The 26491-nt window shown below is 65.5% G+C and carries 28 protein-coding genes; 10 read left to right on the top strand and 18 right to left on the bottom strand.

The features are described 5' to 3' along the window. Positions 1–659: 659 nt before the first annotated feature. The 7 genes from gatB to RAD10_RS32460 form a co-directional block, all read right to left on the bottom strand. Positions 660–2138, bottom strand: coding sequence for an Asp-tRNA(Asn)/Glu-tRNA(Gln) amidotransferase subunit GatB (gene gatB, locus RAD10_RS32490; protein ID WP_461620609.1), 1479 nt, complete (start codon positions 2136–2138; stop codon positions 660–662). Continuing rightward, positions 2135–2437, bottom strand: coding sequence for a hypothetical protein (locus tag RAD10_RS32485; protein WP_461620608.1), 303 nt, complete (start codon positions 2435–2437; stop codon positions 2135–2137). The genes gatB and RAD10_RS32485 overlap by 4 nt, the downstream gene beginning before the upstream one ends. Beyond that, positions 2428–3903 carry an Asp-tRNA(Asn)/Glu-tRNA(Gln) amidotransferase subunit GatA gene (gene gatA, locus RAD10_RS32480; RefSeq protein ID WP_461620607.1) on the bottom strand — a complete coding sequence of 492 codons (1476 nt, stop codon included), beginning with the start codon at positions 3901–3903 and terminating at the stop codon, positions 2428–2430. The genes RAD10_RS32485 and gatA overlap by 10 nt, the downstream gene beginning before the upstream one ends. Next, positions 3900–4112, bottom strand: a complete 213-nt coding sequence (locus RAD10_RS32475) for a hypothetical protein (RefSeq protein ID WP_018321091.1) — start codon at positions 4110–4112, stop codon at positions 3900–3902. The genes gatA and RAD10_RS32475 overlap by 4 nt, the downstream gene beginning before the upstream one ends. Before the next feature lie 14 nt (positions 4113–4126). After that, complete coding sequence (gene gatC, locus RAD10_RS32470; protein WP_028143922.1) at positions 4127–4414, bottom strand: Asp-tRNA(Asn)/Glu-tRNA(Gln) amidotransferase subunit GatC; 288 nt, start codon at positions 4412–4414, stop codon at positions 4127–4129. A 77-nt stretch (positions 4415–4491) separates the two neighbouring features. Continuing rightward, positions 4492–5568 carry an NAD(P)H-dependent flavin oxidoreductase gene (locus RAD10_RS32465; protein WP_461620606.1) on the bottom strand — a complete coding sequence of 359 codons (1077 nt, stop codon included), beginning with the start codon at positions 5566–5568 and terminating at the stop codon, positions 4492–4494. 55 nt (positions 5569–5623) lie between these two features. Beyond that, the gene (locus RAD10_RS32460) at positions 5624–6598 is read right to left on the bottom strand and encodes an NAD(P)H-dependent flavin oxidoreductase (RefSeq protein ID WP_461620605.1); all 975 of its coding nucleotides are present in this window, start codon (positions 6596–6598) and stop codon (positions 5624–5626) included. A 97-nt stretch (positions 6599–6695) separates the two neighbouring features. On the opposite strand from RAD10_RS32460, the gene RAD10_RS32455 reads away from it, so the two are divergent. After that, positions 6696–7586: a LysR substrate-binding domain-containing protein gene (locus tag RAD10_RS32455; protein ID WP_461620604.1), complete on the top strand. Its 891-nt coding sequence runs from the start codon at positions 6696–6698 to the stop codon at positions 7584–7586. Positions 7587–7615: 29 nt separating this feature from the next. On the opposite strand, the gene RAD10_RS32450 is transcribed toward RAD10_RS32455, so the two are convergent. Both RAD10_RS32450 and RAD10_RS32445 read right to left on the bottom strand, forming a co-directional pair. Beyond that, complete coding sequence (locus RAD10_RS32450; protein ID WP_461620603.1) at positions 7616–9838, bottom strand: DNA/RNA non-specific endonuclease; 2223 nt, start codon at positions 9836–9838, stop codon at positions 7616–7618. Positions 9839–10139: 301 nt separating this feature from the next. Continuing rightward, positions 10140–10352 carry a hypothetical protein gene (locus tag RAD10_RS32445; protein ID WP_028143926.1) on the bottom strand — a complete coding sequence of 71 codons (213 nt, stop codon included), beginning with the start codon at positions 10350–10352 and terminating at the stop codon, positions 10140–10142. A gap of 46 nt (positions 10353–10398) precedes the next feature. Between RAD10_RS32445 and ruvX the strand changes: the two genes are divergently transcribed. Both ruvX and RAD10_RS32435 read left to right on the top strand, forming a co-directional pair. Further along, complete coding sequence (gene ruvX / locus RAD10_RS32440) at positions 10399–10884, top strand: Holliday junction resolvase RuvX (protein WP_461620602.1); 486 nt, start codon at positions 10399–10401, stop codon at positions 10882–10884. Between the two features lie 3 nt (positions 10885–10887). Further along, entirely contained in the window at positions 10888–11811 is a 924-nt protein-coding gene (locus RAD10_RS32435; RefSeq protein WP_461620601.1) for an AEC family transporter, read from the top strand. Here RAD10_RS32435 and RAD10_RS32430 read toward each other — a convergent pair. The 3 genes from RAD10_RS32430 to RAD10_RS32420 are packed head-to-tail and all read right to left on the bottom strand — an operon-like array spanning position 11808 to position 15024. Then, positions 11808–12572, bottom strand: coding sequence for a lysostaphin resistance A-like protein (locus tag RAD10_RS32430; RefSeq protein WP_461620600.1), 765 nt, complete (start codon positions 12570–12572; stop codon positions 11808–11810). The genes RAD10_RS32435 and RAD10_RS32430 overlap by 4 nt on opposite strands. 23 nt (positions 12573–12595) lie before the next feature. Continuing rightward, complete coding sequence (locus RAD10_RS32425; protein ID WP_461620599.1) at positions 12596–14239, bottom strand: isovaleryl-CoA dehydrogenase; 1644 nt, start codon at positions 14237–14239, stop codon at positions 12596–12598. Positions 14240–14259: 20 nt separating this feature from the next. Next, positions 14260–15024, bottom strand: a complete 765-nt coding sequence (locus RAD10_RS32420) for a M15 family metallopeptidase (RefSeq protein ID WP_461620677.1) — start codon at positions 15022–15024, stop codon at positions 14260–14262. A 198-nt stretch (positions 15025–15222) separates the two neighbouring features. Here RAD10_RS32420 and RAD10_RS32415 point away from each other — a divergent pair, with 198 nt between their 5' ends. The 4 genes from RAD10_RS32415 to RAD10_RS32400 all read left to right on the top strand — a co-directional run bounded on the left by RAD10_RS32415 (position 15223) and on the right by RAD10_RS32400 (position 19513). Continuing rightward, the gene (locus RAD10_RS32415) at positions 15223–16170 is read left to right on the top strand and encodes an aspartate carbamoyltransferase catalytic subunit (protein WP_018321103.1); all 948 of its coding nucleotides are present in this window, start codon (positions 15223–15225) and stop codon (positions 16168–16170) included. A 5-nt stretch (positions 16171–16175) separates the two neighbouring features. Beyond that, on the top strand, positions 16176–17477 hold the full coding sequence (locus RAD10_RS32410; RefSeq protein WP_461620676.1) for a dihydroorotase: 1302 nt from the start codon (positions 16176–16178) through the stop codon (positions 17475–17477). 47 nt (positions 17478–17524) lie between these two features. Then, positions 17525–18121 carry a glycerol-3-phosphate 1-O-acyltransferase PlsY gene (gene plsY / locus RAD10_RS32405; protein ID WP_461620598.1) on the top strand — a complete coding sequence of 199 codons (597 nt, stop codon included), beginning with the start codon at positions 17525–17527 and terminating at the stop codon, positions 18119–18121. 195 nt (positions 18122–18316) lie between these two features. Continuing rightward, positions 18317–19513, top strand: a complete 1197-nt coding sequence (locus RAD10_RS32400) for a patatin-like phospholipase family protein (RefSeq protein WP_461620597.1) — start codon at positions 18317–18319, stop codon at positions 19511–19513. 8 nt (positions 19514–19521) lie between these two features. Here RAD10_RS32400 and RAD10_RS32395 read toward each other — a convergent pair whose 3' ends face one another. The 3 genes from RAD10_RS32395 to RAD10_RS32385 all read right to left on the bottom strand — a co-directional run bounded on the left by RAD10_RS32395 (position 19522) and on the right by RAD10_RS32385 (position 22337). Next, entirely contained in the window at positions 19522–20124 is a 603-nt protein-coding gene (locus tag RAD10_RS32395) for a cupin domain-containing protein (protein WP_461620596.1), read from the bottom strand. A gap of 43 nt (positions 20125–20167) precedes the next feature. After that, on the bottom strand, positions 20168–21025 hold the full coding sequence (locus RAD10_RS32390) for a helix-turn-helix domain-containing protein (protein WP_461620595.1): 858 nt from the start codon (positions 21023–21025) through the stop codon (positions 20168–20170). Between the two features lie 70 nt (positions 21026–21095). Continuing rightward, positions 21096–22337 carry an amidase gene (locus tag RAD10_RS32385; RefSeq protein WP_461620594.1) on the bottom strand — a complete coding sequence of 414 codons (1242 nt, stop codon included), beginning with the start codon at positions 22335–22337 and terminating at the stop codon, positions 21096–21098. Positions 22338–22453: 116 nt separating this feature from the next. Here RAD10_RS32385 and dprA point away from each other — a divergent pair, with 116 nt between their 5' ends. Then, a complete protein-coding gene (gene dprA, locus RAD10_RS32380; RefSeq protein WP_461620593.1) occupies positions 22454–23572 on the top strand; it encodes a DNA-processing protein DprA in 1119 nt (372 codons plus the stop codon). Here the strand turns inward: dprA and RAD10_RS32375 are convergent. Beyond that, complete coding sequence (locus RAD10_RS32375; RefSeq protein WP_461620592.1) at positions 23569–23979, bottom strand: winged helix-turn-helix transcriptional regulator; 411 nt, start codon at positions 23977–23979, stop codon at positions 23569–23571. The two genes, dprA and RAD10_RS32375, sit on opposite strands and share 4 nt — an antisense overlap. Positions 23980–24062: 83 nt before the next feature. Here RAD10_RS32375 and RAD10_RS32370 point away from each other — a divergent pair, with 83 nt between their 5' ends. Next, positions 24063–24671 (top strand): FMN-dependent NADH-azoreductase, encoded by a 609-nt coding sequence (locus RAD10_RS32370; protein WP_461620591.1) that lies wholly within the window; start codon positions 24063–24065, stop codon positions 24669–24671. A 72-nt stretch (positions 24672–24743) separates the two neighbouring features. Here RAD10_RS32370 and RAD10_RS32365 read toward each other — a convergent pair whose 3' ends face one another. After that, on the bottom strand, positions 24744–24926 hold the full coding sequence (locus RAD10_RS32365; RefSeq protein ID WP_461620590.1) for a hypothetical protein: 183 nt from the start codon (positions 24924–24926) through the stop codon (positions 24744–24746). Between the two features lie 176 nt (positions 24927–25102). Then, positions 25103–25876 (bottom strand): SDR family oxidoreductase, encoded by a 774-nt coding sequence (locus RAD10_RS32360; protein WP_461620589.1) that lies wholly within the window; start codon positions 25874–25876, stop codon positions 25103–25105. A 122-nt stretch (positions 25877–25998) separates the two neighbouring features. Here RAD10_RS32360 and RAD10_RS32355 point away from each other — a divergent pair, with 122 nt between their 5' ends. Next, positions 25999–26472: a winged helix-turn-helix transcriptional regulator gene (locus RAD10_RS32355; RefSeq protein WP_461620588.1), complete on the top strand. Its 474-nt coding sequence runs from the start codon at positions 25999–26001 to the stop codon at positions 26470–26472. Positions 26473–26491 lie beyond the last annotated feature (19 nt).

Below are 26491 nucleotides of genomic sequence, written 5' to 3'. Positions count from 1 at the left end.
CTTCTTGGCGACCTTGCGGGTCTTCTTCGCAGTCTTCTTCACTGCGCTCTTCGCCTTCTTCGCCTTCTTTGCCTTCTTAGCTTTCTTGGCCATGTTGCCCTCCGATGTGTGAGATGGCTTAATCGCTGCATGCATTCGGGGATCGAGTGCACACTCATCCCGAATACACCAACACAACGAAAAAAACAGCGTCTCGCTTAAAGAAGTGTTGACGGCGCAAGGCGCGTGCGCTTGGCGAGCGCGATGCAAGCACGCTGCATGACGCGTTTGCACGTTCGCGCAGAGTGCCCGCATCGTCGATGTCTGCGAGAGATGCGATTGCAGAAAACTCTATGCAGCAAGTATTTTCCTGCACGCGCGCATCGCGCACGATCGACCCGACGGTGCGCATCGTGACGGTCGAGATCACCTTGCAAAGGCATTTCGCGGACTCTGAGTCGCGATTTTTGGCAACGAAATTATTTTCATGCTTAACGGCGCGAGCGCTCGCCAGAGCGTGTGCGAGCCGCCTTTTTGCGCGAATCGCGTGACGGCGATTCGGCCGTCGCATCGCGTCTGGTCGGGATGAAGTTCACCGCCGAAGGTGCGCGCGAGCGTCGCATCGAGAACGGAAAACGAGGTGACGAAGCGTATCCGTCACCTCGTTCGAACGCGCGACGCTAGACGCCGAGCTTGGACTTGAGCAGGTCGTTGACGCTCTGCGGATTGGCCTTGCCGCCCGACGCCTTCATCACCTGGCCGACGAACCAGCCGAGCGACTGCGGCTTGTCCTTCACCTGCGCGGCCTTGTCGGGATTGGCCGCGATGATGTCGTCGACAACCTTTTCGATCGCCGAAAGATCCGTGACCTGCTTCATGCCGCGGCTTTCGACCAGCGCACGGGGATCGCCGCCCTCCTGCCAGACGATCTCGAACAGATCCTTGGCGATCTTGCCCGAGATCGTGCCCTCGCCGATCAGGTCGATGATCCCCGAGAGCTGCTCGGCGTTGACCGGAGAGCCCGTAATATCCCGGCCTTCCTTGTTGAGACGGCCGAACAGCTCGTTGATCACCCAGTTCGCCGCCATCTTGCCGTCGCGCGCGCGGTTGCCGAGCTTGTCGAGCACCGTCTCGTAGAACACCGCGCTCTCGCGCTCGGCGACGAGCACGCTCGCATCATAGGCCGACAGGCCGAGATCGGCGACGAAGCGCGTCTTCTTCTGGTCCGGCAGCTCGGGGAGCTCAGCCTTCAGCTCGTCGACGAATTCCTGGCTGAACTCCAGCGGCAGCAGGTCGGGATCGGGGAAGTAGCGGTAGTCATGCGCCTCTTCCTTGGACCGCATCGAGCGCGTCTCGCCCTTGCTGGGATCGAACCGACGCGTCTCCTGCTCGATCTGACCGCCGTCCTCCAGGATCTCGATCTGGCGCCGCGCTTCATACTCGATCGCCTGGCCGATGAAGGTGATCGAGTTCATGTTCTTGATTTCGCAGCGGGTGCCGAGCGGCGCGCCGGGCTTGCGCACGGACACATTGACGTCGGCGCGCAAGGATCCCTTCTCCATGTCACCGTCACAGGTGCCGAGGTAGCGCATGATCGAGCGCAGCTTGGTCACATAGGCCTTGGCCTGCTCGGCGTCGCGGATGTCCGGTTTCGAGACAATCTCCATCAGCGCCACGCCACAGCGGTTGAAATCGATGTAGGACAGCGACGGCGACCGGTCGTGGAGCATCTTGCCGGGATCCTGCTCCAGATGCAGCCGCTCGATGCCGATGGAGACACTGCGGCCGCCGTCGAGATCGACGATCACCTCGCCCTCGCCCACGACAGGCGACTTGTACTGGCTGATCTGGTAGCCCTGCGGCAGGTCCGGATAGAAATAGTTCTTGCGGTCGAACACCGAACGCAGATTGATCTGCGCGTTGAGACCGAGCCCGGTCCGGACAGCCTGCCTGACGCATTCCTCGTTGATCACAGGCAGCATGCCCGGCATCGCGGCATCGACCAGCGACACCTGCGAGTTCGGCTCGCCGCCGAACGCAGTGGACGCGCCGGAGAACAGTTTCGACTTCGACGTCACCTGGGCATGGATCTCCATGCCGATGACCACCTCCCAGTCACCGGTGGCGCCCTTGAGAAGCTTGTGCGTGGCCATGCTCATGTCGTGCTCCCGAGCAGCGTGACAGCGATCCGCTCCCACTCCGCTTCCAATGAATCCTTTGCCGCGGACTGGCCGGCCTGGCGGTACCAATAGCCGGCGTTGCCGAGATCGCCCTCGACGCGGTGCAGGTAGGCGTGCACCCAGGCTGCGTCGCGGCCATTGTCGTCCTGGACAATCTTGTGCGCGCGGTCCCAGTCCCCCTTCGCGGCCCACCAGAGGCCGGCGAGCGGCGCGCTCAGGTGTGGCGCGGGCGCCGCGCCGTCGAGGCTCGCGATGAACGCCGCGGCATTCACCACCACCTCGCGGGCGTGAAGCGGCCGGCGGCCTGCTCGATCACCTCGCCGAGCGAGAACAGCGTCTCCTCCTCGAACGGACGGCCGATCAGCTGCAGGCCGAGCGGCAGGCCCTGTGCATCCTTGCCGGCGGGCACCGCGATGCCGGGCAGGCCCGCCATGTTCACGGTCACCGTGAAGATGTCGTTGAGATACATCTCGACCGGATCGGCGCCGCCCTTCTCGCCGATGCCGAAGGCCGCCGACGGCGTCGCCGGCGTCAGGATCGCGTCGACGCCCTTCGCGAAGCAATCCTCGAAATCCTTCTTGATCAGCGTGCGCACCTTCTGGGCGCGCAAATAATATGCGTCGTAATAGCCGGCCGAGAGCACATAGGTGCCGATCATGACGCGGCGGCGGACCTCCGCACCAAAACCTTCGGCGCGGGTGTTCTCGTAGAGCTCGGTGATGTTCTTGGCCTGCTCGCGCAGGCCGTAGCGGACGCCGTCATAGCGCGCGAGGTTGGAGGACGCCTCCGCCGGCGCCACAATGTAATAGGCCGGCAGCGCGTATTTGGTGTGCGGCAGCGACACCTCGACGAGCTCGGCGCCGGCCGCCTTGAGCCAGGCCGCCCCCTCGCTCCAGAGTTTTTCGATCTCCGCCGGCATGCCGTCGAGACGATACTCCTTGGGGATGCCGATCTTCATGCCCTTCACGGATTTGCCGATCGCGGCCTCGTAATCCGGCACGGGAATGTCGACCGAGGTCGTGTCCTTCGGGTCATGGCCGGCCATCGAGCGCAGCAGCATCGCGGCATCGCGCACGCTGCGCGCGATCGGGCCTGCCTGGTCGAGCGAGGAGGCAAAGGCGACGATGCCCCAGCGCGAGCAGCGGCCATAGGTCGGCTTGATGCCGACGGTCGCGGTGAATGCCGCCGGCTGGCGGATCGAGCCGCCGGTGTCGGTCGCGGTCGCGCCCATGCACAGCAGCGCCGCCACGGCCGAGGCAGAGCCGCCGGACGAGCCGCCCGGCACCAGCGTGGTGTTGCTTCCTTCGCGCCGCCAGGGATTGCCGACGGGACCGAAGCACGAGGTCTCGTTCGCCGAGCCCATCGCGAACTCGTCATTGTTGAGCTTGCCGAGCATCACCGCACCGTCGCGCCACAGCTGCGAGGTGATGGTGGACTCGTAGGTCGGCACGAAATTGCCGAGGATTTTCGAGCATGCGGTGGTGCGCACGCCCTTGGTCGCGAACAGATCCTTGATGCCTAGCGGGATGCCCGCGAGCGGACCGCCGTCACCCTTGGCGATCTTCTCGTCCACGGCCTTCGCCATGTCGCGCGCCTGCTCCGGCGTCTCCATCACGAAGGCGTTGAGCACCCGCGCGGCTTCGATGGCGCTCAGATGCGCGTCGGTCAGCTCGAGGGACGTGAAAGTCTTGTCGGCGAGACCCTTGCGGGCCTCGGCGAGCGTCAGCGATGTCAAATCGGTCATTTATTGATCGGGCTGCAGAAGAACGGAGACAGGGTCTTGTCGTTGGCCGGGTCGTCTTTTTTGGCGGCCGCATTGGCGGCGGCCTCGATTTCGTCGAGCACGGCATTGACGGCGACGTTGGGATCGGCAGCCTTGCCCTGCCGCTCCATCTTGTCGAGATAGTTCATGTAGGCCTGATAGGCCTTCTCATCGTCGCAAAGCAGGCACATCGGACCTAACCTGTTTATTCAACGACCTTGGGCACCAGGAAGAAGTGACCTTCAGTCGCGGGCGCGTTGGCAACGATATCGTCGGCGATCTCGCCGTCATCGACCACGTCCTGCCGCTTCTTCATCTGCATCGGGGTGACCGAGGTCATGGGCTCCACGCCCTCGACATTGACCTCCGAGAGCTGCTCGACAAAGGCGAGCATGGCGTTGAGCTCGCCCTGCAGATGCGGAACCTCGCCCTCGGAAACCGCGATGCGCGCCAGATGCGCGATGCGGCGGACGGTAGCGGCGTCGACGGACATTATATAAGGCCTCTCACGGCAAAACCTATGTGCCGTATAGCAGAGGCCGGTTTTGCGCCGCAACCGGCGTGGCTGGCCTATCCGGCCAGCGCTTTCATGCGGGCCAGCGCTGATTTGGCAAAATCCCGGGTCAATTCGGCCGCAGGGACCTCGCGGCCCAGCGCCACGGCCTGTCCAGCCCAGAGATTGGTGAAATCCACCCTGCCCTGCTTTTCGGCAGCCGTCTTCAATGGGCCCAGCGCGGTCGCGGCATGGGGAAACGGCGGGGCGTCCGGCGAGATCGGGCCGGCCTCGCGCATCAGGCGGTTCTGGATGCCGCGCGCCGGCCGGCCGGTCATGACATTGGTGATCACGGTGGAATCGTCCCGCGCTTCAGCCAGCGCCGCGCGGCCGCCGGCGCTGACCTTGGACTCCGGACAGCGCAGATAGGCGCTGCCGATCTGCACGCCCGAGGCACCGAGCGCGAAGGCGGCGGCGATGCCGCGCCCGTCGGCGATGCCGCCGGCCGCGATGACCGGCACCTTCACGGCATCGGCGACCTGCGGCACCAGCGCAAACGTGCCGGGCTGCTCGGAGATCTTGTCGGTCAGGAACATGCCGCGATGGCCGCCGGCCTCGGCGCCTTGCGCAATGACGGCATCGACGCCGCGCTGTTCGAGCCAGACCGCCTCCTTCACCGTCGTCGCCGACGAGATGACGAGGCAGCCGGCGGCCTTGACGCGCTTGAGCAGCACCTGCTCCGGCAGACCGAAATGGAAGCTGACGATCTCGGGCTTCAGCTCTTCGACGACCTCGCAGAAGGCGGCATCGAACGGCGAGCGGTTCGCCGCATTGATCGGCGCTGCGGGATCGAGACCATGCTCGGTGTAATAGCCCGCGAGCCGCTGCTTCCAGCGCGCTTCGGCCTCGGTCGAAAGGTCAACCGGCGTGTGGCAGAAGAAGTTCATGTTCACCGGCGCCTTCACGCGCTGGCGGATGATGTTGACCTGCTCGCGCGCCTTCTCCGGCGACAGCATCGCGCTCGGCAACGAGCCGAGCCCACCGCCCTCTGCCACGGCGATCACCAGCTCCGCATCCATCACACCCGCCATCGGCGCCAGCACGATCGGAAATTCGGTCTTGAAGAGGTCGATCAGTCGACGGTCAGGCCACATCGTTATTCTCTCTCGTTTTTCCTTGCCCTCCCCCTCCAGGGGAGGGTGAAGAATCCTACTCCGCCACTACCGAGTTCCGCCGTCCGGCAAGAAGCTGTTCGGCCTCAATCGCGATCCGCTCGACGATCTCGGCTGCCGCAGGAATATCATGGATCAGGCCGACCGCCTCGCCGGCAAAGACGGCTGCAATCTCGAAATTGCGGGCCGCTTTGGCGGCAGCATATTCTCCCGCAATCTCACTCGCGCGCTGCATCAGCTCGATCTCGCGGCCGGTCCAGCGCCTGATGTGATCATTGACCAGCGTTCGAGCGGTGAACGGGGCCGGCCAGAACAGGCTGCGCGACCAGTCGACGATGACGCCGCGCACCGTATCGTTGGGATTTGCCGCGCGAATGCGTTGCTTGGCCTCCTCGGCGCCGTCGGCCTCCACGCTCGCATAGAAGCGCGTGCCGATCAGCACGCCGGAGGCACCCAGCATCATCATTGCGGCGAGCCCCCGGCCATCGGCGATCCCGCCGGCCGCGACGACCGGCACGCGTCCGGCCGCGAGATCGACGATCGCCGGCACGATATCGACAGTGGTGCGCGATGCGCCGTGACCGCCGGCTTCGGTTCCTTGCGCGATCAGGATATCCGCGCCGGCATCGAGCGCCTGTTTGGCCATATCCTCGCTCTGCACCTGGCAGATCAGACGCAAGCCGCGATCCTTGATGCGCGGCGCAAACGGCGCGGGATCGCCGAATGACAGCATGATGGCCTGCGGGCAAGCACCGAGCGCGATGTCGAGCAGTTCGGGCTGTTTCGCCAGGCTCCACGTGATGAAGCCGATGCCAAATGGTCCAAAGCCGCTCAGCTGCCTTGTCTCTGCTTCGAACCGCGCCCTGTCCCCGTAGCCGCCGCCAAGTATTCCGAAACCGCCAGCTTCGCTGACGGCGCGCGTCAACCGGCTGCCCGCAATCGTGTCCATCGGCGCGAGCAGGATCGGATGCCTGATCCCCAGGAGCTGGGTCAGCGGCGTCGCGATCGGCATGGCGTCCCTCCAGTCTGGACAGGAAGACTAGGGGCGAATAGCATTCTCCAAAATTGAATTATACAGAACGCTACCATCTCAAACGCGAAACGGTACGATGGAACTCAGCGATCTCCAGACCTTTGACGCCGTCGCCCGCAGCGGCGGCATCACGCGCGCCGCCGAAGAGCTCAACACGGTGCAATCCAACGTCACCCAGCGCGTGAAAGCGCTGGAGGCGGAGATCGGCACGCCGCTGTTCGAACGCCATAGCCGCGGCATGACGCTGACCGGCGCCGGCAAGCGCCTCCTGCCCTACGCGCAACGGATGGCCGCGCTGTCGCGCGAGGCCGTGCTTGCCGCGCGCGACGATGGCGAGCCCAAGGGACCGCTCGCGATCGGTTCGATGGAGACCACGGCGGCGGTGCGGCTGCCGCCGCTGCTCGCCGACTTCCATCGCCGCTTTCCCGCGGTGCGCCTGTCCTTGCGTACCGCGCCGACCGCCGACCTCGTCGCCTGCGTGCTCGACGGCACGCTGGACGCCGCCTTCGTCGCAGGCCCCATCACGCATGCCGACCTCACCGCAATGAGCGCGTTCCGCGAAGAGCTGGTGCTGGTCAGCGCGCGGCGCTGGACCTCGCTCGCCGAGCTGCGCGCCGGCACGCCGGAATCCGGCCCGACGGCGCTGGTGTTCCGCACCGGCTGCACCTACCGCCAACGGCTCGAGCAGATCTTCGTCGAGTTCGGCTGGCCTTCAGCCGCGCGCTTCGAACTCGGCACGCTCGACGGCATGATCGGCTGCGTTGCCGCCGACATGGGCGTGACGTTGCTGCCGCGTGCCGTCGTCGAGCGCAGCTCAATGAACGGCAGCGTCTCGATCCACACGCTGAGCACCTCGCATGCGCGCGTCGAGACACTCTTCATCCAGCGCCGCGCCGGACATCAATACAGCGCGCTGAGCGGTTTTGCCGCTTGTCTGAAGACCGACCAGGACGTCATCGCGGCCTGACGCGGTGACGCCGCGTCAGGCCGCGCTCGTCAGAGTCGAATGTCCTCATAGGACTCGATCCGCCGCGGTCCGACCGAGGTCGCCTCGTGCGAATCCGCATCAGTGAGATTGCCGAAATCGAGCTTGGTCAATTTCGCGAGGTCCGCGATCGAGACCTGGAAGACGCTGACGTCCTCCTCCGACATCTTTTCGCGCAGATCCGCCTCCTGGATGCGATCGATCTCCATGACCAGCTTTCGCTGGCTCATCAGGAATGCCGCCGCCTTGAGAGCGTCGTCATCCTCGTTCCGTCGGATCAGAATCTTCCAGAAATATTTCGGGATCTGAACGCCACCGAAGCTCGGGTCCTTGTGCGGCCGCCCGGCCGGATTGGGCAGATCGGATCCATCGGCATCCGGCCCGTCGAACACCGGACCGTTCATGACGATGCCCTTCTCCTCGCCTTCGAGCAGGACATCGCGTGTGTAGTCCTCGAGGCCCGCCCAGAGCTGCTTGCCCTGGTTGAACGAGAAGAACTGCGGCGAGCAATTGGTGAAGTGGAAGGAATCGTCGCCATGCTGCTTGGCCGCGGCGACGGTGTCGCCCCAGGTCGCATCGAGGCGGCGCACGAGATGACCGCGATCGAACGGATTCTTGCTGCGGTCCGCCTCGAAGGTGGCCTGCTTGCGGTAGAACTCGTCGCCGATCTGGGCATCGTCGTCGATGCGCGGATCGCGTAGCCAGGAATCCCCTTCGCGCTTGCCGACGTCCTGTTGCTGCCCGCCGTCGATATTGACACAGCTGAAGAAGGCGAGCCGGCGCTCCTTGTTCATGACGACGCTGTAGTTGAAATATTTCAGCTCGGACTGTCTGGAGCTTCCCTTCAGCGTCGCGATCCGGGACTTGAGAGCGGCCGGAATCTTCGGCAGGGCCACCGAGAATTTACCGGTGCCGAGAAAATTCGCCTTGTATCCGGGACGCGATTTCAGCGTGCTCTGATCGATATGCACGGCCTCCATGGGCAGGCCGTTCGCACTGATGCGAGGCAGGAGGCCGGCCGGCGGAGCGATCAACGGCTTGCCGCCGTTCGGCATACCGCCGTTCTGCGCCCCTCCGTTGCCCCCAGCCGGGCCCGGCACGGGTGCCAGCGGAGCGAACGGAATGTCCTTCCTGAACATCGGCAACGGCACGCGGATCGGGACCACCAGCGAGGTCCCGTCGAGCGACTGCTCGACCCAGACATTGGCGCCGAAAGCAGGCGCGGCGACCGGCGCGCTGACCTTCTCGACCTCGAGCCGGATCGGCGGCTCTTCCTCGTCCAGCACCGGCCTGATCAGGGGATGGGAGCCGACGGCGACCTTGAGATCGGCGACGATCGCGCTGATCCGGATGCCTTCATTGGCGATCCAATCGATCAGGGATTCATCCATCGACGGCTTCCAGACCTTGCCATCCTTGGCCAGGGTGCGGCCTTGGGAATCCTTCCGGGGAACGCCGCTGTGATGCAGCCCGACCACCTGCCAGAAGCGGTTGAACGCCGGCGAGCCCGACGATCCCGCCGTCGTATCGGTGTTGTACCAGAGGAAGTCGCCGACATATTTGAGCAGCTTGTTCTCGCGGACGCAGACCTGCTTCATCTGCCCGCTGGGGTGCTGGACGATGGTGAGGTACTCGCCGGGGTCTGCCTTGCCGGGCGCACCGCTGAGCGGCAACCATCCCCAATCCTCAAGCTCCTCGTGGCCCGACAGCGAGGTCGGCGCCACCGCGACGACCGAGAAATCCAGCCTGTCATTGGTGTAGAAGAACTTGCCCGGCTCGAAGCCGAACCTCACCGGCACACGCTCTTGTCCGGAGACGTCGAGCTCGTAGTTGAAATCGGCGATCGAATTGGCGGCGTCGGCCGGCTTGCCGAAGACATGATGGTTCGTCATCAGCAGGCCCGGCCCGATCAGAAAGCCCGAGCCATAGCCCAGCAGGTTCGACTTGAGATCTCTGAGCTGAATGCGGCAGACCGAGCGCGAGGCCGCGGTCCCCTTGGCGAGATAGTTGATGCTGTCGAGATCATTGCCCTGGATGATCCGCTCCAGGCCGATCTCGGCCTTCTCCACGTCCTGCGTCTCGGCCAGAAGCTGGCGCTGACGCACGCGCATCTTCTCGACCGTCATCTCGATCGGACCGTCGCCCAATTTCCGGTTCAAGGCTTCGGGTGAGAACTCGGCTTGCTTGAATCGCCTTTCTGAGCCCGCGATCAGGCTTGGCTTGATGAGCATCATGACCTCTCAAATGACTGGGCGAATATCGGACGTGATCGGCGCCTGAAAAATTTGCGCCAAGGTTGCAGCACGGGCTGGACTGCCGGTTGCTGCCGCTCGTTCTGGAAATCGGGGCACACGCCCAACACTACTTTAGACCTACATTTATATATCTTCGCAACCAGAGCGTCAATCGATGCGCGCAGCCGGAGACGCGACATCATGCCATGGGCCGCGACGTCACCCGTGTGAGATTTGCCACAAATGATCGACGCACTTTGTGCATCACGATTTCGCGCGCTCGTTGCTATCGCCGGACGATCTACGGCTTCAGCTGCCACCGCCGTAGCGCCACGACGGCCCAGATCGCTTCGACAAGACCGAACGGCCAGGCGCCCTGGAGAAAGCCGTAGGCCGAGCCGAGCGCGCAGGATGCGGCGAACAGCAGCACGAACCAATGGCTGCGATCCTCCAGGGCGTAACTGACCAGCATCGCCGTGACGGCGAACAGGCCGAATAATGTCAGCGCATCCATTGTTCCGGGTTCACTCCGCGGCGCGACGCGTGATATGCGCTACACCATGCCGGCTCTTATCCTGCCTCTCGTCGATGCTGCAACCCACTGGCCCGCCCGCGGCGCGCTGGTCGGGCTCGACCTTGGCACCAAAACCATCGGCGTTGCAGTGTCCGACCCGGACCGGCGGCTTGCGACCGGCGTCGAGACGATCCAGCGCAAGCAGTTCAAGCAGGACGCGGCCCGGCTGCTCGCGATCGCGGGCGAGCGCAGGGTGGTCGGCTTCGTGCTCGGACTGCCCATCAACATGGACGGCAGCGAGGGTCCGCGCGCGCAATCCACCCGCGCCTTTGCCCGCAATCTCGCCGGCCTGACCGCCCTCCCCATCGGCCTGTGGGACGAGCGCCTCTCGACCGCGGCGGTCGAGCGCGAGCTGATCGGCATGGACGTCAGCCGCGCCAAGCGCGCCGAGGTGATCGACGAGCACGCCGCGATCTTCATCCTGCAGGGCGCGCTCGACCGCCTCGCCAATCTCCGTCCAGGGACCGCCTGACCGATGGCCGTCGTGATTGCGGCGCTGCTGCCGGTCTTCATCCTCATCGTGCTCGGAATCGTCTTGAAGCGCAGCCTGATGCGGCTGGACACGCAGTGGCACGGGCTGGAGCGGCTGACCTATTTCGTGCTGTTTCCGATGCTGCTGATCCAGACGCTGGTGAAGGCCGACCTCTCCAAGGTGCCGGTCGCCGGCGTTGGCGGCGCGCTGCTGCTGTCGGCGCTGGCGATGTCGCTGCTCTGCCTCGCGCTGCGCCCTGCCCTGGCCCGGCTCGATATCGACGGCCCCGCCTTCACCTCGATCTTCCAGGGCGCGACGCGCTGGCAGACCTTCGTCGGGCTGTCGGTGGCCGCCAACATGTTCGGCGATGTCGGGCTGGCGCTCGCCTCCGTCGCGATGGTCGCGATCATTCCCCTGGTCAACGTCTTGAGCGTCGTGGTGCTCGCCCATTACGCCGCGCCCAAGAAGCAGTCCGCAGGCGCGATCATCATGACGGTGATCCGCAATCCACTGATCTGGGCCTGCGCGATCGGGCTCTTCGTCAATGTCACCCACCTGCCGTTGCCAAAACTCTGGCACGAGGTGGCGGACGCGCTCAGCCGCTCCTCGCTCGCGATCGGCCTGCTCGTCACCGGCGCCGGTCTGCATCTCGAAGGCCTCTTGCGTCCAAGCCTGGCCGCGGCCATCGGCGTCGTCTTCAAGCTCGCGCTGATGCCTGCGCTGGCACTGGTGCTGGCCGTCTGGTTCGGACTGTCGGGCGACAGCCGCGCCATCGTGGCGATCTGCGCGGCGGTGCCGACCTCGTCCAGCGCCTATGTGATGGCGCGCCAGATGGGCGGCGACGCGCCGCTGCTGGCGCAGATCATCACGCTGCAGACGATCTTGGCGGCGATCACGATGCCGATCGCGATCGCACTGGCGGCCTAGTTCCCCAGCCACATCGTCAGCACCACCGCGGTGAGATTGTTCAGCGCGTGCAGCACGATGGTGAGCCAGAGCGAATTCGCGCGATAGCGCATGTAGCCGAACCACAGGCCGATGGTGAAGACTTCGGCGAGGAAGTACATGTCGTATTGCAGGTGCACGACGGTCCAGACCAGCGACGACAGCAGGATCGCGCCCGGCACGCGCAAGAAGCTCGCCGACCAGCCGCGATAGAGGAAGCCGCGCGCCAGGATCTCCTCCGACATCGGAGCGGCGACGCTGAAGGCGAACAGCAGCAGCAGCGCCGCGCCCTTGTCGCGTCCCGATTTCAACAGATCGGTCATGAAGCCCGGCGTCGCCTCGCGGCCGAGCGCGCGCGACATCGTCTCCCAGACCAGCACCAGCAGGATGAGGCCGACCGCACCGAACAGCAACTGCTTCCAGGACGGCCAATGCAGCGCGAGATAGTCGACGAAGGAGGCCTTCTTGATGGCAATGGCGAGCCACACCGCCAAGAGCGTCGCCGGCAGGCCCATGATGACCGACAGCGCGAGCGCCTGCGGATCGTGGCCGACCGCCTGGAGCGAGGCGAAGTCCATGGGAAGACCGCGCTGCACCACCAGCAGGACAACGGCGCCGATCTGCCCGACGAACATCGCCACGAAGACGAAGAGGCCCCACAGCGCCGTGCCCCAGAACATCCAGACGCGCGGCGGCGCAGGCGTCGCGGTCAACGGCGGATGGTCGGGATTGAGGGAATCCATCAGGAGGCTTTCGTTAGGAGGACTCACGGCAGCGCCCGCTGCAGCAGCGCGCGGGTCTCGCCGCTGTCGAGCTCGACGGCGCCGTACATGCTGGCGTGATTGGCCGCAAGGCGCGTGCTCGCGAACAGTTCGGCATTGCGCGGGGAAACACCGTTGAGAGCCGCAGCCGCAGCCAGCAGCGCCAGCTTCTCGACGGCGAGACGCGCGACGCGCTCGCCATCGGCGCGGCGGAAAGTCTTGCCGATGAAGGTGGCCGTCTCGCCTGCGCCGGGCAAGCCCTTCGTCTCGGCCGCAAGCGATTGCAGCACGGCCGTCGCCGCCTCCGGCTCGCGCGAGAGCGCCCGGAGCACGTCGAGGCACATCACGTTGCCGGAGCCCTCCCAGATCGCGTTGACCGGCGATTCCCGGTAGTGCCGCGCCAGAATGCCGTCCTCGACATAGCCGTTGCCGCCGAGGCATTCCATGGCCTCATAGAGGAACGGCGGCGCACTCTTGCAGGTCCAATATTTGATCGCGGGCGTCAGCAGCCGCATATAGGCGGCCTCCGCCGCATCGTGCGGCGTGCGGTCGAAGGCGCGGCAGAGCCGCATGACCAGCGCCGTGCTCGCCTCGACATGCAGCGCCATGTCCGAGAGAACGGCCTGCATCAGGGGCTGGTCGGCCAGATGCTTCTGGAACACGCTGCGGTGACGGGCGTGATGCAGCGCATGCGCGAGCCCCGAACGCATCAGGCCGACGGAGGCGATCGCGCAATCCTGCCGCGTCAGCTGGACCATCTGGATGATAGTGCGAATGCCCTTGCCCTCCTCGCCGACCCGTTCGGCGTAGGCACCGACGAACTCGACCTCGGACGAGGCATTGGAGCGATTGCCGAGCTTGTCCTTCAAGCGCTGGAACTGGATCGCGTTCACGGAACCATCCGGCGCGAAGCGCGGCATGAAGAAACAGGTCAGCCCGCTGTCTGCCTGCGCCAGCACCAGGAAGGCATCGCACATCGGCGCCGACATGAACCATTTGTGGCCGGTGATGCGATAGACCTCGCCCTCGCGCGCCGCGCGCGTCATGTTGGCGCGCACGTCGGTGCCGCCCTGCTTCTCGGTCATGCCCATGCCGAGCGTCATGCCGCGCTTCTGCCACCACGGCGCAAAGCTCGGGTCGTAGCTCCTGGTCGACAGCACCGGCATCACCTTGCCGAGCAGATCCGGCTGCATCGCCAGCGCACCGACGGAGGCGCGCGTCATCGTGATCGGACAGAGGTGGCCGGTCTCGACTTGCGCGGCCATGTAGAATTTTGCCGCACGAATGACTTCGGCGGCATCGCCCGCAGGTTTGCCCTCCGCGGCCCACGTCGAATTGTGCACGCCGGCATGGGCGCTGTGCGCCATCAATTCGTGATAGGCCGGGTGAAACTCGACCTGGTCGCGGCGATTGCCTTTTGCGTCGAAGGTGCGCAGCTTCGGCGTGCTCTCGTTCGCGACGCGCCCGCGATCGGCCATCGCGGCCGAGCCCCATTGCTTGCCAAACTCGGACAACTCGCGTTCCGCCGCCGCACCGCCGTTGGCCTTCACCGCATCGACCAGCGGCCGATCCGCGGCGAACAGGTCGATATCCTCGAACGGCGGCGACTGGTTGAAGACCTCGTGGGTCGCGAAGCTCGGCTGGGTCATGGTGCTTCCTCGGCGCGGAATCAGTTCCGGCGCGGCTGGATCGGGAAATCATAGGCTGCCCCGCCTGCCCCCGGCAGGGAAAAATGCCACCACTCCTTCGAATAGTTCACAAAGCCTTGCCTGGCCATCGCAGCCACCAGGCGCTTGCGCCAGGCGCGCTGCTCGGAGGTGATCGCCGGTGCCGCGGTATGGCCCTTGGCATCGGTACAGTCGTAGCCGGTGCCCATGTCGACGCTGCCTTCCGGCGCGCGCGCTTCGACCGGCGCGGTGCAATCGGCATAGGTCTTTGCCGGATCGTATTTGGCGGCGCTGTCGGCTTTGAGATCGACCAAAGTGAGATCGAGCGCGGCGCCCGTGGAATGCTGCGACCGGCTCGCGATGTAGCCGAGGCGGAACAGCTCGGTCTTGGGAATTTTGGGATTGTAGCGCCGCTCGGCGGCGCTCTCATGACCGTTCTGCGACCACTTGACCATGTCGAGCGAGGCCCGCGCCGGCCGGTAGCAGTCGAACATCTTGAGCGAGAGATTTTGCGTCGCCAGCGCCTCTTGAACCGCCTTCAGCCGCAGCCCGACTTCGCGCTTCACCACGCATTCACCGGCATTGTAGCCGGCGAGCGGCCGGCCGACGAAATTGTTCGACGTGGCGTAGCGGATGTCCTGGATGATGCCGGGATCGATCTCGCGCAGATAAACAAAGCCGCCGGGGAGCGATTGGGCGTGGGCCGCGCTGATTGTTGCTGCAGCCAAGAGCACAGTCAGGATTGTTTTCACGAAATGCCCCCACATCGTCATGGCCGGGTTTATCCCGGCCATCCACGTTCTTTTTGCGTCAAATGCGATAGAAGAACGTGGATGCCCGGGACAAGCCCGGGCATGACGGAGAGGCCACGCCGCAGCGTCGGGACCGACAGATCAGGGGATAACTCACCGCCCCGGCTTTGGCCCTTGCCCCCTCATCCATCCGCGCCTATAGCTCTCGTTTTAATGACATCGAAATCGACCTTCGTCCTCGGCCACCGGCATTTGCTGGGCATCGAGGGCCTTTCCGCGGCCGACATCACCGGCCTCCTCGACCTGTCCGAAGAATATGTCGAGCTCAACCGCCAGGTTGACAAGAAGCGCACCGTCCTGCGGGGACGGACGCAGGTGAACCTCTTCTTCGAGGCCTCCACCCGGACCCAATCCTCGTTCGAGCTCGCGGGCAAGCGGCTCGGTGCGGACGTCATGAACATGTCGGTCTCCTCCTCGTCCATGAAGAAGGGCGAGACGCTGATCGACACCGCGATGACGCTGAACGCGATGCACCCGGACATCCTGGTGATGCGCCATCACGCCTCCGGCGCGGTAGAACTGCTGGCCCGCAAGGTTGACGGTTCCGTGATCAATGCCGGCGACGGCGCCCATGAGCATCCGACCCAGGCCCTGCTCGACGCGCTCACCATCCGCCGCAACAAGGGCCGGATCGAGGGGCTCGTGGTCGCGATCTGCGGCGACGTGCTGCATTCGCGTGTCGCCCGCTCCAACATCATCCTGCTCAACACGATGGGCGCCCGCGTCCGCGTGGTCGGCCCCACCACGCTGCTGCCGCCGGGCATCGAGCGGATGGGCGTCGAGGTCGCGCGCGACATGCGCGAGGGGCTGAACGGCGCCGACATCGTCATGATGCTGCGGCTCCAGCGCGAGCGCATGAACGGCTCCTTCGTGCCGTCATCCAGCGAGTACTTCAACTATTTCGGGCTCGACCAGAAGAAGCTCGCCTACGCCAAGCCGGACGCACTGGTGATGCATCCGGGCCCCATGAACCGCGGCGTCGAGATCGACTCCATCGTGGCCGACGGCGCGCAGTCCCTGATCCGCGAACAGGTGGAGATGGGGGTGGCCGTGCGCATGGCGGTGCTGGAAGCGCTCGCCCGTAACCTGCCGAACGCGTGATGCCGATGTTGACCGATCGCCGCCCCATCCTGCTCGCCAACGCCCGCGTCGTCGATCCCTCCCGGGATTTCGACGGTGTCGGCGACGTCCTCATCGCCGACGGCGCCATCCGCGAGACACGTCGCGGCATCGGCGCTGCCGGCGTCCCCGAAGGCACCGACATCGTCAACTGCTCCGGCAAGATCGTCGCGCCCGGCCTGATCGACATGCGCGCCTTCGTCGGAGAGCCGGGCTTCAGCCATCGCGAGACCTTCGCCACCGCGAGCCAGGCGGCCGCGACCGGCGGCATCACCACCATCATCTGCCAGCCCGACACCTCTCCGGTGATCGATAATTCGGCGACCGTCGACTTCGTGATGCGCCGCGCCCGCGACACCGCGATCGTCAACATCCAGCCGATGGCAGCGCTCACCAAGGGCATGCACGGCGATGAGATGACCGAATTCGGTCTGCTCAAGGCCGCGGGCGCCGTCGCCTTCAGCGACGGCGTCAGAAGCGTGACCAATGCGCAGGTGATGCGCCGCGCGCTGACCTACGCGCGCGATTTCGACGCGCTGATCGTGCACTACACCGAGGACCCCGATCTCGTCGGCGAAGGCGTGATGAACGAGGGCGAGTTCGCATCGCGGCTCGGCCTGATGGGCATCCCGAATGCTGCCGAGGCCGTGATCCTCGAACGCGACATGCGCCTCGTGGCATTGACCGGCGGCCGCTATCACGCAGCCTCGCTGACCTGCATCGATTCCCTCGAGATCCTCCAGCGCGCCCGCGACGCCGGGCTCGCCGTCAGTGCCTCGGTCTCGATCAACCATCTTGCGCTGAACGAGAACGACATCGGCCCCTACCGGTCCTTCCTGAAACTGTCACCGCCGCTGCGGACCGAGGACGACCGCCGCGCGCTGGTGGCCGCAATCGCCTCCGGCCTCCTCGACGTCATCATGTCCGACCACAATCCGCAGGACGTCGAGGTCAAGCGCCTGCCCTTCGCGGAAGCCGCTCCCGGCGCCGTTGGTCTCGAAACCATGCTGCCCGCCGGCCTCCGCCTCGTGCACAATGGCGAGCTAGACCTGAAGACGCTGATCCGCGCGATGTCGACCCGCCCGGCCGAGTTGCTCGGCTTGCCTGGCGGAACCCTGCGTGCAGGCAGCCCGGCCGACGTCATCGTGATCGACCCCGATGTGCCCTGGGTGGTCGATCCCGCCGACCTCAAATCGCCCTGCAAGAACACCCCGTTCGACGAGGCCCGCTTTACAGGCCGCGTGGTGCGCACCATTGTCGGCGGACGCACGGTCTACGAACATGTCTGATGTGCGCAATCGTTCGGCTCGGAAGTCGGGCCTTTGGAGCTGCCGCCATGGGGCTTGAAGCATTTCTGCCGGTGGCCTTCGTCATCGGCTACCTCCTCGGCTCCATCCCGTTCGGGCTGGTCCTGACCAAGCTCGCCGGCACCCAGGATATCCGCTCGATCGGCTCCGGCAGCATCGGCGCCACCAATGTGCTGCGCACCGGGCGCAAGAGCCTTGCCGCGGGCACCCTGCTGTTCGACGCGCTCAAGGGCACCGTGGCCGTGGTGATCGCCGGCTACATCGCAGGACCCAATGCCGCCATGGTCGCGGGGCTCGGCGCGTTCCTCGGCCATCTCTTCCCGGTCTGGCTCAAGTTCCGCGGCGGCAAGGGCGTGGCCGTCTATATCGGCATCCTGCTCGGCCTGTTCTGGCCTGGCGCCGTCGTGTTCTGCCTGATCTGGCTGGCGACCGCCTTTACCACCCGCTACTCCTCGCTCTCCGCGCTGGTGGCGGCGTTCGTCACGCCGATGTTCCTGTGGTGGTTCGGGCATCTTGCCTTGTCGGCGCTGACGGCGCTGCTGACGCTGCTGCTGTTCTACGCGCACCGCGAGAACATCAAGCGCTTGCAGACCGGCAAGGAGAGCCGGATCGGCGAGAAGGCGTAGAGCGTTTTCGAGCGAAGCGGATTCCGGTTCGCGTCAAACGAGTGTCCACAGCCGGGCATCTACGGATACCTAGGCACCTCTTCTGCATTATATGTCAGTTCCTGTTCGCAAATGACGGCCGAATCACGGTTGTATTGGCGAGCGGGTTCCGGCCTGTCATCCTGACAGCGGAAATGGGTTACGCGGTTGCTCAGAATGAGCGAGAAGATTGTCGGCGCGCATGACGGGGTTGGTTCGCAAGGTGCGGTACGCACCGCGGCAAGCCGGTTGCTGTCGAGCACCGACATCTGGTCCGATGCGCCCTCGCCGCCTCCCGCGCCAGAACCTCCTCCCGTTTTGCCGCCGGCGTCGCAGCCTGATCCGATCGCGCAAGCGCCTGTGACGGTCGAGCTGGTGACGACGACCGCGCCCGTTGCGCCCGCGCAGCTTCACGCCGGCCAATGGCCGCCGCGAAAGCTCTCGCTGGCGCTGCAGGGCGGCGGCACCTTTGCCGCCTTCACCTGGGGTGTGCTGGAGCGGCTGCTGGAAGAGCCCATCGAGATCGACACCATCAGCGGCGCCAGTGCCGGCGCCATCAATGCGCTCCTGCTCGCCTCCGGCCTTGCCGAGGGCGGCCGCGAAGCTGCACGTAGCCGGCTGAGCCGGTTCTGGCTCCGCCTGATGCACGAGGCCTCATTCCGCTCGCTGATGCTGGTCGGCGGATTTTCGCCGGCGGGAAGCTCGGTCGCGTTCGGTCCGACGCTGCGCTCCGGCCAGTTCGATCCGTTCGATCTCGATCCGCTGCGGCAGGCGCTGTCGCGCGACATCGATTTCGCCGCCCTGCTCAATCCGGACTGCCCGAAACTCCTGATCGCGGCGACACGGATCCGCGACGGGCAGCAGCAGATCTTCCGCAACGACGCCATCACCGCCGACGTCGCGCTGGCCTCGACCTGCCCGCCCTTGGTGCACTGCGCCGTCGAGATCGAGGGCGAAGCCTATTGGGACGGCGGCTTTGGCGGCAATCCACCCTTGCTGCGGCTGGCGCAGGAGACGTCGACGTCCGACGTCCTGCTCGTCCAGGTCACGCCGGCGCGCGACAGCTACGTGCCGATCACGCTCGCCGCGATCGATCGCCGGCTCGACCAGATCGCGGCCAACGCCACCCTCAATGCCGAGATCGCCGCGATCGCCTGGGCGCAGACGCATGCCGCGCCGTCGCTGCGCCTCACCAGGATCGCGGCGGAAGATTCCGTTGACGGCCTGGCGCAACGTTCGTCCACCGATCTCGGCCGCGGCTTCATTCGCCTGCTGCACCGAAGCGGCCGCGCAGCCGCCGAGCGCTGGCTCGGACAAGGCGCGGGCGCGACACAGAATGCCGCGCCCGCGCGAGCCGAGCCGGCACTGATCTGATCCCTCGCCTACCCGGCAAAGCCTGACCTTGCGGGCGCAGCCGCCTCGCGCAACGGCTCGATTGCCAACCGGTAGCCGGCAAAGCGCGCAATCGGCGCAAGCACGGCAAACAGCAGTTTTTGCAGCCAGATCGGTACGCCAGCAAGATACATGTGATCGCGATAGGTGTGCAGCACCAGCGCGATCAGCAGGAAGTTCGGATCGCCAGCGGTGGAGAACCATTTGGGCTGCTTCATCGTGAGCGTGACGAAATTGGCGAAGAAGCGCAGATGCTGCTGCGCCGGCGTGAAGGAGACCTCGAGCTCGGCGTTACCGTCGCCGGCATTGGCGAAATAATGCGGTCTGCCGCGTGGCACGGTCACGCTGCCGCCGGCGTCCACCAACTGCTCGCGCCCGTCGACGACAAACTTGATGCATCCACTCTTCACCGCAAAGTGCTCGTCCGCGCCGGGATGCACGTGCACGAGCGCGTTGCCGCCGCCCGAGCCGTCCTTTTCGAGGATCACGCCGAAGCGTGCGACGTCACAATTGTCGAGCAATCCGGAGAAGACAAACGTCTCCTTGTTGAATGCATTGCGCAGCCGAGTGCCGCGGGCGAACTCTGTCGACATGTTTGCGTCTCCTTGCGAAGTCTGGAGACGCGCTGGTAGCGGCCTAGCTGACGAACGTATTGTAAAAATCCGACGAGGCGAGTTCGTCATTCCACCCCTGCACCCTGTCGGTCGCGACACGCCGGCAGAACACCTCCGGCGAGCTTCCCGTGAAAGTGCGAAAGTCGCGGATCAAATGCGCCTGGTCGGTGAATCCGCACGCATGCGCAACATCGGCCCAATCGGCGCCGGACCGGCGCGCCGCGATCGCCTGCAGCATCCGCTCGATCCGTGCGAACTGCTTCGCGCTCGCACCGGTCTCGGTCTTGAAGCGGCGCTGAAGGCTGCGTTCGCCGATGTCGAGGCAATTGGCGAGCCCGCGCATCGAGATCGCCGGATTCCGCCTGATCTCCCGCATCGCCTGTGCAACCAGCGGATCGAGTCGTGTCGGCCTCCGCCTCTGCTCGAGAAAGCCCTGCATGCAAGCGACGCGCGCAGCCGCGCTGCCAGCCCCGGCGAGCCGTTCTTCAAGCCGTGCGGCAACGTCGTCGCCGAAGATATCGGAGAATTCGACGCTGGCATCGAGCAGGTCGGCAGGCCTGACCCCGAGCACGCGATCGGCTGCCTCAGGCTTCAACCTCGCCAGCACGACACCGACCGGACCACTCGGCGTCAGCGCCGCCGCGCGGGTGTGCATGCCGTTGACGGTGCGCTTGTAAACTCCGCGTTGCGAGGCCATCGGCGATCGATAATGCACGATCAGGACCGGCGACGTCGTCGGCAGCACCTTGATCGTTCGCGCGCAGGCGGTCGCGGCATCCGCGAGATCGACATCACAAAACGCCTCGACGATCTCGCCGAGACTTTCGCTCGCGGCGAAGAATTGTGGGCCACGCGGACCCTGTCGGTGCGGGAGAGTCATGAGTTCAGTTGGTCGGCCGAGCGGCGGCACAGTTGCCTCCGCCGCGTTCACATAAAGTTGAGGCGCACGCTCAAGCCCGCGCCAGGGCGTTCTCCAGGAACCACGCCGCCGCGAGTGCGACCGGATCGTTCCCGAAGCGCGCGATCACCTGCACGCCGATTGGCAGGCCACTCGCCTTCAGCACCGGCACGTTGACGCAAGGATTGCCCATCAGTGTCCAGAGCCGATTGTAGCGGGGATCGCCTGTCGTCGCGAGCTCCTTGGCCGGTGCCGTGCCGGGGGCCGAATAGGTCAGGAGCACGTCGAAGCCCTCGAACAATTCGCCGAGCTCGCGGCGGCCACGACGGCTGATCCGGCGCGCCTCGTCATAGTCCTTCGGCGTCAGATTGGCGGTGGCATCGAGGCTTGCCCGCAGCATCGGAGCGATCTCATCGTGACGATCCGAAAACTCCCAGGCCAGCGCGCGATGCGCCTCGAAATCCTGGACGATGGGATGGATGCGCCAGGCCTCCTGCACCGCCTCGGGCAGATCAATGGCCTGCACGCTGGCACCAGCACGTTCCGCCGCCTTGATCGCGGCCTGCAAGCCCTCTTCGGCCGCCGGCTCCACGGCGCCGGCAAACTCCTGCCTGACCACACCGATGCGCGGCGATGTCGCCGGAACGATGCCGGAAAACTCGGTACGGCCCGTCATCGCCAATAGTCCGCGCGCGAGATCTTCGGCGCGCGATCCGAACAGGCCGACCGTGTCGAGCGCCCATGAATAGCACTTCACGCCGACCGTCGGCAGCATCCGGAACGACGGCTTGATCGCGGCAGTCCCGCAATAGGCGGCGGGCCGGATCACCGAGCCGCCGGTCTGGGTACCCAGCGCCAGCGGGATCATGCCGGCACCGACGGCTGCCGCCGAGCCCGAGGACGAGCCGCCCGGCGAATGGCCGAGATTATGCGGATTGAGCGTCGGCGTCGGATCGCGCGAGGCAAACGCCGTCGTCGTGGTCTTGCCGATGATGGTGGCGCCCGCCCGCTTCAGCATCATCACGACTGGCGCATCGGCGCGCGGCTGCCAGCCGCGATAGATCTCCGAGCCCATCTCGGTCGGCATATTGGCGGTGTCGATGATGTCCTTGATGCCGACCGCGATGCCGCGCAGCGGACCGGAGGCTTGCGCCTTCGCGGATTTGTCGTGGCGGACGAAGGCGTGGACGTCCTTCTCTTTGGCCTCGATCGCCGCATGCGACTGGGCGACGGCGGCATCGGGCGACAACTCGCCGGCTTCGATGCGGCGCTGGAGGTCGGCAAGTGAGATCATGGCAAAATCCTTCTTATTGGCATCGCTTTTAGCATCGGGGCGAGGTCGCGCAAGCGCACGCCGCTGTTGCGCAACGCCCTCAGGTTGTTCCATGCTGCCCCCACAAGGGAGACGCCGTGGACGCCATCAATCCAAGCGTAGAGCTGACCGAGGCTGAGCGGATCGACCGCATGCGGCTGATCCGCTCCGACAATGTCGGACCGCGCACCTTCCGTTCGCTGGTCGATCATTTCGGCAGCCCGCGCGCCGCACTGGAGCGGCTGCCTGATCTGGCGGGCCGCGGTGGCGCGCAGCGATCCGGGCGTATCTGCAGCGCGGATGAGGCCAAGGCCGAGCTCGCCGCGAGCCGCAAATTCGGCGTTGCCTGGCTGGCGCCTGGCGAGGACGGCTATCCGACCCGGCTGGCGATGATCGACGATGCGCCGCCGCTGCTCGCAGTGCGCGGCGATACCAAAACCCTGATGCGGCCGATGATCGCCATCGTCGGCTCGCGCAACGCCTCCGGCGCCGGGTTGAAATTCGCAGGTGCGCTGGCGCGCGAGCTTGGCGAAGCCGGCTTTATCGTCATCTCCGGGCTCGCGCGCGGCGTCGATCAGGCCGCGCATCGCGCGAGTGTCGCGAGCGGCACCGTCGCCGTGCTGGCCGGCGGACATGATTGCATCTATCCGCCCGAGCATGGCGACCTGCTCGCGGCGATCCTCGACCACGCGGGGGCCGCGATCTCCGAGATGCCGCTCGGCCACGAGCCGCGCGCTCGCGACTTCCCTCGCCGCAACCGGCTGATCTCGGGCGCCTCGCTCGGCGTCGTCGTGGTGGAAGCGGCGCACCGCTCGGGCTCGCTGATCACCGCGCGGATGGCGGCCGAACAGGGCCGCGAGGTGTTCGCGGTGCCGGGCTCGCCGCTCGATCCGCGGGCCGCCGGCGCCAATGATCTGATCAAGCAGGGCGCGACCCTCGTCACGGAAGCTGCCGACATCGTCAACGCGGTCACACCGATCATGGAGCGGCCGCTGATGCACCCCGTCAGCGAGCCTGACAGCGAGCCGTTCGAGAGCGATCCGCAAGGCCACGACCGCGACCAGATCACCGGCCTGCTCGGCCCCACGCCCATCTCGATCGACGATCTCGTGCGGATGTCCGGCGCCTCGCCCGCGATCGTCCGCACCGTGCTGCTGGAGCTCGAGCTTGCCGGCAAGCTGGAGCGTCACGGCGGCGCGCTGGTGTCGCTGCTTTAACTGTCGTTGCGCTGATCGAACTTCGTGCGCGCCGCCTCGATCTGCCTCAGATGGTCGATCGCCCACTGTCCCAGCGCTTTCACCGGCCGTTGCAGCCCGCGGCCAAGATCGGTCAGCTCATAATCCACGCGCGGCGGAATGGTGGGAAAGATCGTGCGCGTGACGAGGCCGTCGCGCTCCAGCCCTCGCAGCGTCAAGGTCAGCATGCGCTGCGAGATGCCGTTGATCATGCGCTTCAGCTCGTTGAAGCGCTTCGGCCCGTCGCTCAGCATCATGATGACGAAAACGCTCCATTTGTCACCGACGCGAGACAGCACGGACGCCACGCCGCGGCAGTCGGCATGGTCGGGGTCCGGCCTCGGCGTCGCAGGAAAACCGGTGTTCTCAAGTTTCAAAGATGTGCCCATGGCTCAAAAAAGTGCGTTCTTGCGGGGTTTTCGATAGTCACTCATGTAGCTCTGGTTACAAACTTATACCAGGGTGACCCCAAATGAAACTGCTCCATATCGACTCCAGCGTGCTCGGCCCCCACTCCGTCTCCAGGCAGGTTTCCGCCGCCATCGTCGACCGGCTCCGGCAGGCGACGCCCTCACTGGACATCACTTATCGCGACCTGACCCAGACCCCGCTGGCCCACCTCTCCGGCTCGCACCTCGCCGCCGCGCAAGGCGCGCCCGCACCGGCGGAACTCGGACCCGACCTTGCCGCGAGCGCGGCCGCGCTGGATGAGTTCCTGGCCGCCGACATCGTCGTGATCGGCGCGCACATGTACAACTTCACGATTCCGAGCCAGCTCAAGGCCTGGATTGATCGCATCCTGGTGGTGGGGAAGACTTTCAAATACGGTGCGGCCGGGCCCGAGGGGCTCGCCGGCGGCAAGCGCGTGATCGTGGCGATCTCGCGCGGCGGCTATTACGGCGTCGAGACGCCGTACGCAGCCGGCGAACATCTCGAAAGCTATCTGCGCTGGGTGTTCGGCTTCATGGGCATCACGGGCGTCGAATTCATTCCGGCCGACGGCGTCCAGGTCGGCCCGGATCACCGCGAGAAGTCGCTGGCCGGCGCCCTCCAGGCAGCAACAAGCCTTCGCGCGGCCTGAGACCATACCGACATCATCAGTCGCCGGGGCCTTGCCTGCGGCGGCTGATGGACGGCGGCACGATCTGCAAAGCTAAAACCAGGCGCCCTGTATGCCCAGGATCACGGCGACGAGCGAAATGAACAGGCCAATGCCGGCGAACAGAACCACCCCGATGAGTTCGGACGTATCGGAGCGCTTGGCCGGAACGGCGGAATTTTCGGTGTAAATGCGCGGTGCTGAAATCGATGAAAGAATGCGGGCTGCTTTTGGCATATCGGGCTCCCTTGAAATGAGTCTTGTGACCCCCTGCCCGTAAAAATGTCTTGGCAGCTTGCACGAAGGTTCAACGCCTCACACAAGGTTCAGGAATATACGGCTCGCCAGGTGCATGAATCTGCCGGCGCAATCGCAATGATCGCGCCGACTGATTCAATTTTCACTTCACTTGATCAACCACGATAGATCGGCGCGCCGCTCGGCGAGGCCACCGCGCCGCCGTCGACGAAGATCTCCTGGCCCTGCACATGCGCGGAATCATCGGAGGCAAGGAATAGCACCGTCTTCGCAACGTGATCGGTTTCACCGATGCGCCCCAGAGGCGTCGACAGCGCGATCCGCTTCTCGAACGCCTTCTCGGCTTCCGGTGTTGCCGTTGCAGGTCCCCAGATCGGCGTGCGGGTCGCGCCGGGCGCGACCACGTTGACGCGGATGCCGCGCGGCGACAGCTCCGAGGCCATGATCCGCGCCATCGCGCGCACGCCGGCCTTCGCGGCGCCGTAAGCCGAGTAGCCGGGAATGCCGAGGACTGAGATCACCGAGCCGTTGAGGATGATCGAGGCATTGTCGCTGAGATAAGGCAGCGCCGCCTGCACCGTGAAGAATACACTTGTCAGGTTCGTACTGACGACCTTCTCGAAGACCTCGAGCGTGGCCGAGCCGAGCGGCGTGCCGCCGGCGATGCCGGCGTTGGCGAACACGATGTCGAACTTGCCGAACGTTTCGGCGCCATGCTTGATCGCAGCTTCCGTCGCCGCGATGTCGGTGGCGTCCGCGGCGAGCGCGAGCGCGTTCGGCCCGAGCTCCTTGGCCGCCGCCTCCAGCGTCTGCTTGTTGCGTCCGGTGATCACCACCTTCGCGCCTTCGGCCACGAACAATTTTGCGGTCGCAAGGCCAATGCCGCTATTGCCGCCGGTGATCAGGGCCGTCTTGTTCTTCAGTCTCACGTTCGCCTCCAGTGGTTGCATCATAAAACCATGTTGCCATCTAGGGCGTATGGTTTTATCATGCAACCACACAAGCGCGTGATCGGCACGGCGATCGTGCGAACGCGACAGGAACCGGAACGATGGTGAAACGAACCAGCTTCGAGGGCGATGCCTGCCCGATCGCGAGGTCGCTGGACGCGCTCGGCGATTGGTGGTCGCTGCTGATCATCCGAGAGGCGCTGTTCGGCCTGCGCCGCTTCGGCGAATTCCAGAGCAAGCTAGGCATGGCCAAGAATATTTTGTCGGTCCGGCTGCGCTCGCTGGTCGACCACGGCATCCTGGCAACCGCCCCCGCCTCCGACGGCAGCGCTTATCAAGAGTATGTGCTGACCGCGAAGGGCCGCGGCACCTTCCCGATCCTGGTGGCGCTCAGGCAATGGAGCGAGGAGTTCGACGACGCGCCTGAGGAGATCGCGACCATTTTGGTGGATCGCGCCAAAGGCCGCCCGGTGAAGAAGCTGGAATTACGCGCGGAGGATGGCCGGTTGCTCGGCCCGGCGGATACGACACTGAAGCCGCGACCTGCGCGACGGCGCCGGTTGGCCGCTTCGTAGCCCGGATGGAGCGAAGCGC

The sequence above is a fragment of the Bradyrhizobium sp. 23AC genome, assembly GCF_054863025.1.
Note: the sequence above shows the minus strand (reverse complement) of the source record. Positions and strands in the feature narration are given on the sequence as shown.

Excerpts from the sequence above, each read along its gene's own strand:
- RAD10_RS32400 (WP_461620597.1), top strand. The coding sequence starts at position 18,317 with ATGAGCGAGAAGATTGTCGGCGCGCATGACGGGGTTGGTTCGCAAGGT.
- plsY (WP_461620598.1), top strand. The coding sequence starts at position 17,525 with ATGGGGCTTGAAGCATTTCTGCCGGTGGCCTTCGTCATCGGCTACCTC.
- RAD10_RS32390 (WP_461620595.1), bottom strand. The coding sequence starts at position 21,025 with ATGACTCTCCCGCACCGACAGGGTCCGCGTGGCCCACAATTCTTCGCC.
- RAD10_RS32475 (WP_018321091.1), bottom strand. The coding sequence starts at position 4,112 with ATGTGCCTGCTTTGCGACGATGAGAAGGCCTATCAGGCCTACATGAAC.
- RAD10_RS32375 (WP_461620592.1), bottom strand. The coding sequence starts at position 23,979 with ATGGGCACATCTTTGAAACTTGAGAACACCGGTTTTCCTGCGACGCCG.
- RAD10_RS32430 (WP_461620600.1), bottom strand. The coding sequence starts at position 12,572 with ATGGATTCCCTCAATCCCGACCATCCGCCGTTGACCGCGACGCCTGCG.
- RAD10_RS32385 (WP_461620594.1), bottom strand. The coding sequence starts at position 22,337 with ATGATCTCACTTGCCGACCTCCAGCGCCGCATCGAAGCCGGCGAGTTG.
- RAD10_RS32415 (WP_018321103.1), top strand. The coding sequence starts at position 15,223 with ATGACATCGAAATCGACCTTCGTCCTCGGCCACCGGCATTTGCTGGGC.
- RAD10_RS32425 (WP_461620599.1), bottom strand. The coding sequence starts at position 14,239 with ATGACCCAGCCGAGCTTCGCGACCCACGAGGTCTTCAACCAGTCGCCG.
- gatB (WP_461620609.1), bottom strand. The coding sequence starts at position 2,138 with ATGAGCATGGCCACGCACAAGCTTCTCAAGGGCGCCACCGGTGACTGG.
- RAD10_RS32450 (WP_461620603.1), bottom strand. The coding sequence starts at position 9,838 with ATGATGCTCATCAAGCCAAGCCTGATCGCGGGCTCAGAAAGGCGATTC.
- RAD10_RS32445 (WP_028143926.1), bottom strand. The coding sequence starts at position 10,352 with ATGGATGCGCTGACATTATTCGGCCTGTTCGCCGTCACGGCGATGCTG.
- gatC (WP_028143922.1), bottom strand. The coding sequence starts at position 4,414 with ATGTCCGTCGACGCCGCTACCGTCCGCCGCATCGCGCATCTGGCGCGC.
- RAD10_RS32410 (WP_461620676.1), top strand. The coding sequence starts at position 16,176 with ATGTTGACCGATCGCCGCCCCATCCTGCTCGCCAACGCCCGCGTCGTC.
- RAD10_RS32465 (WP_461620606.1), bottom strand. The coding sequence starts at position 5,568 with ATGTGGCCTGACCGTCGACTGATCGACCTCTTCAAGACCGAATTTCCG.
- RAD10_RS32395 (WP_461620596.1), bottom strand. The coding sequence starts at position 20,124 with ATGTCGACAGAGTTCGCCCGCGGCACTCGGCTGCGCAATGCATTCAAC.
- RAD10_RS32365 (WP_461620590.1), bottom strand. The coding sequence starts at position 24,926 with ATGCCAAAAGCAGCCCGCATTCTTTCATCGATTTCAGCACCGCGCATT.
- RAD10_RS32460 (WP_461620605.1), bottom strand. The coding sequence starts at position 6,598 with ATGCCGATCGCGACGCCGCTGACCCAGCTCCTGGGGATCAGGCATCCG.
- RAD10_RS32420 (WP_461620677.1), bottom strand. The coding sequence starts at position 15,024 with ATGTGGGGGCATTTCGTGAAAACAATCCTGACTGTGCTCTTGGCTGCA.
- RAD10_RS32435 (WP_461620601.1), top strand. The coding sequence starts at position 10,888 with ATGGCCGTCGTGATTGCGGCGCTGCTGCCGGTCTTCATCCTCATCGTG.
- RAD10_RS32355 (WP_461620588.1), top strand. The coding sequence starts at position 25,999 with ATGGTGAAACGAACCAGCTTCGAGGGCGATGCCTGCCCGATCGCGAGG.
- ruvX (WP_461620602.1), top strand. The coding sequence starts at position 10,399 with ATGCCGGCTCTTATCCTGCCTCTCGTCGATGCTGCAACCCACTGGCCC.
- RAD10_RS32455 (WP_461620604.1), top strand. The coding sequence starts at position 6,696 with ATGGAACTCAGCGATCTCCAGACCTTTGACGCCGTCGCCCGCAGCGGC.
- RAD10_RS32370 (WP_461620591.1), top strand. The coding sequence starts at position 24,063 with ATGAAACTGCTCCATATCGACTCCAGCGTGCTCGGCCCCCACTCCGTC.
- gatA (WP_461620607.1), bottom strand. The coding sequence starts at position 3,903 with ATGACCGATTTGACATCGCTGACGCTCGCCGAGGCCCGCAAGGGTCTC.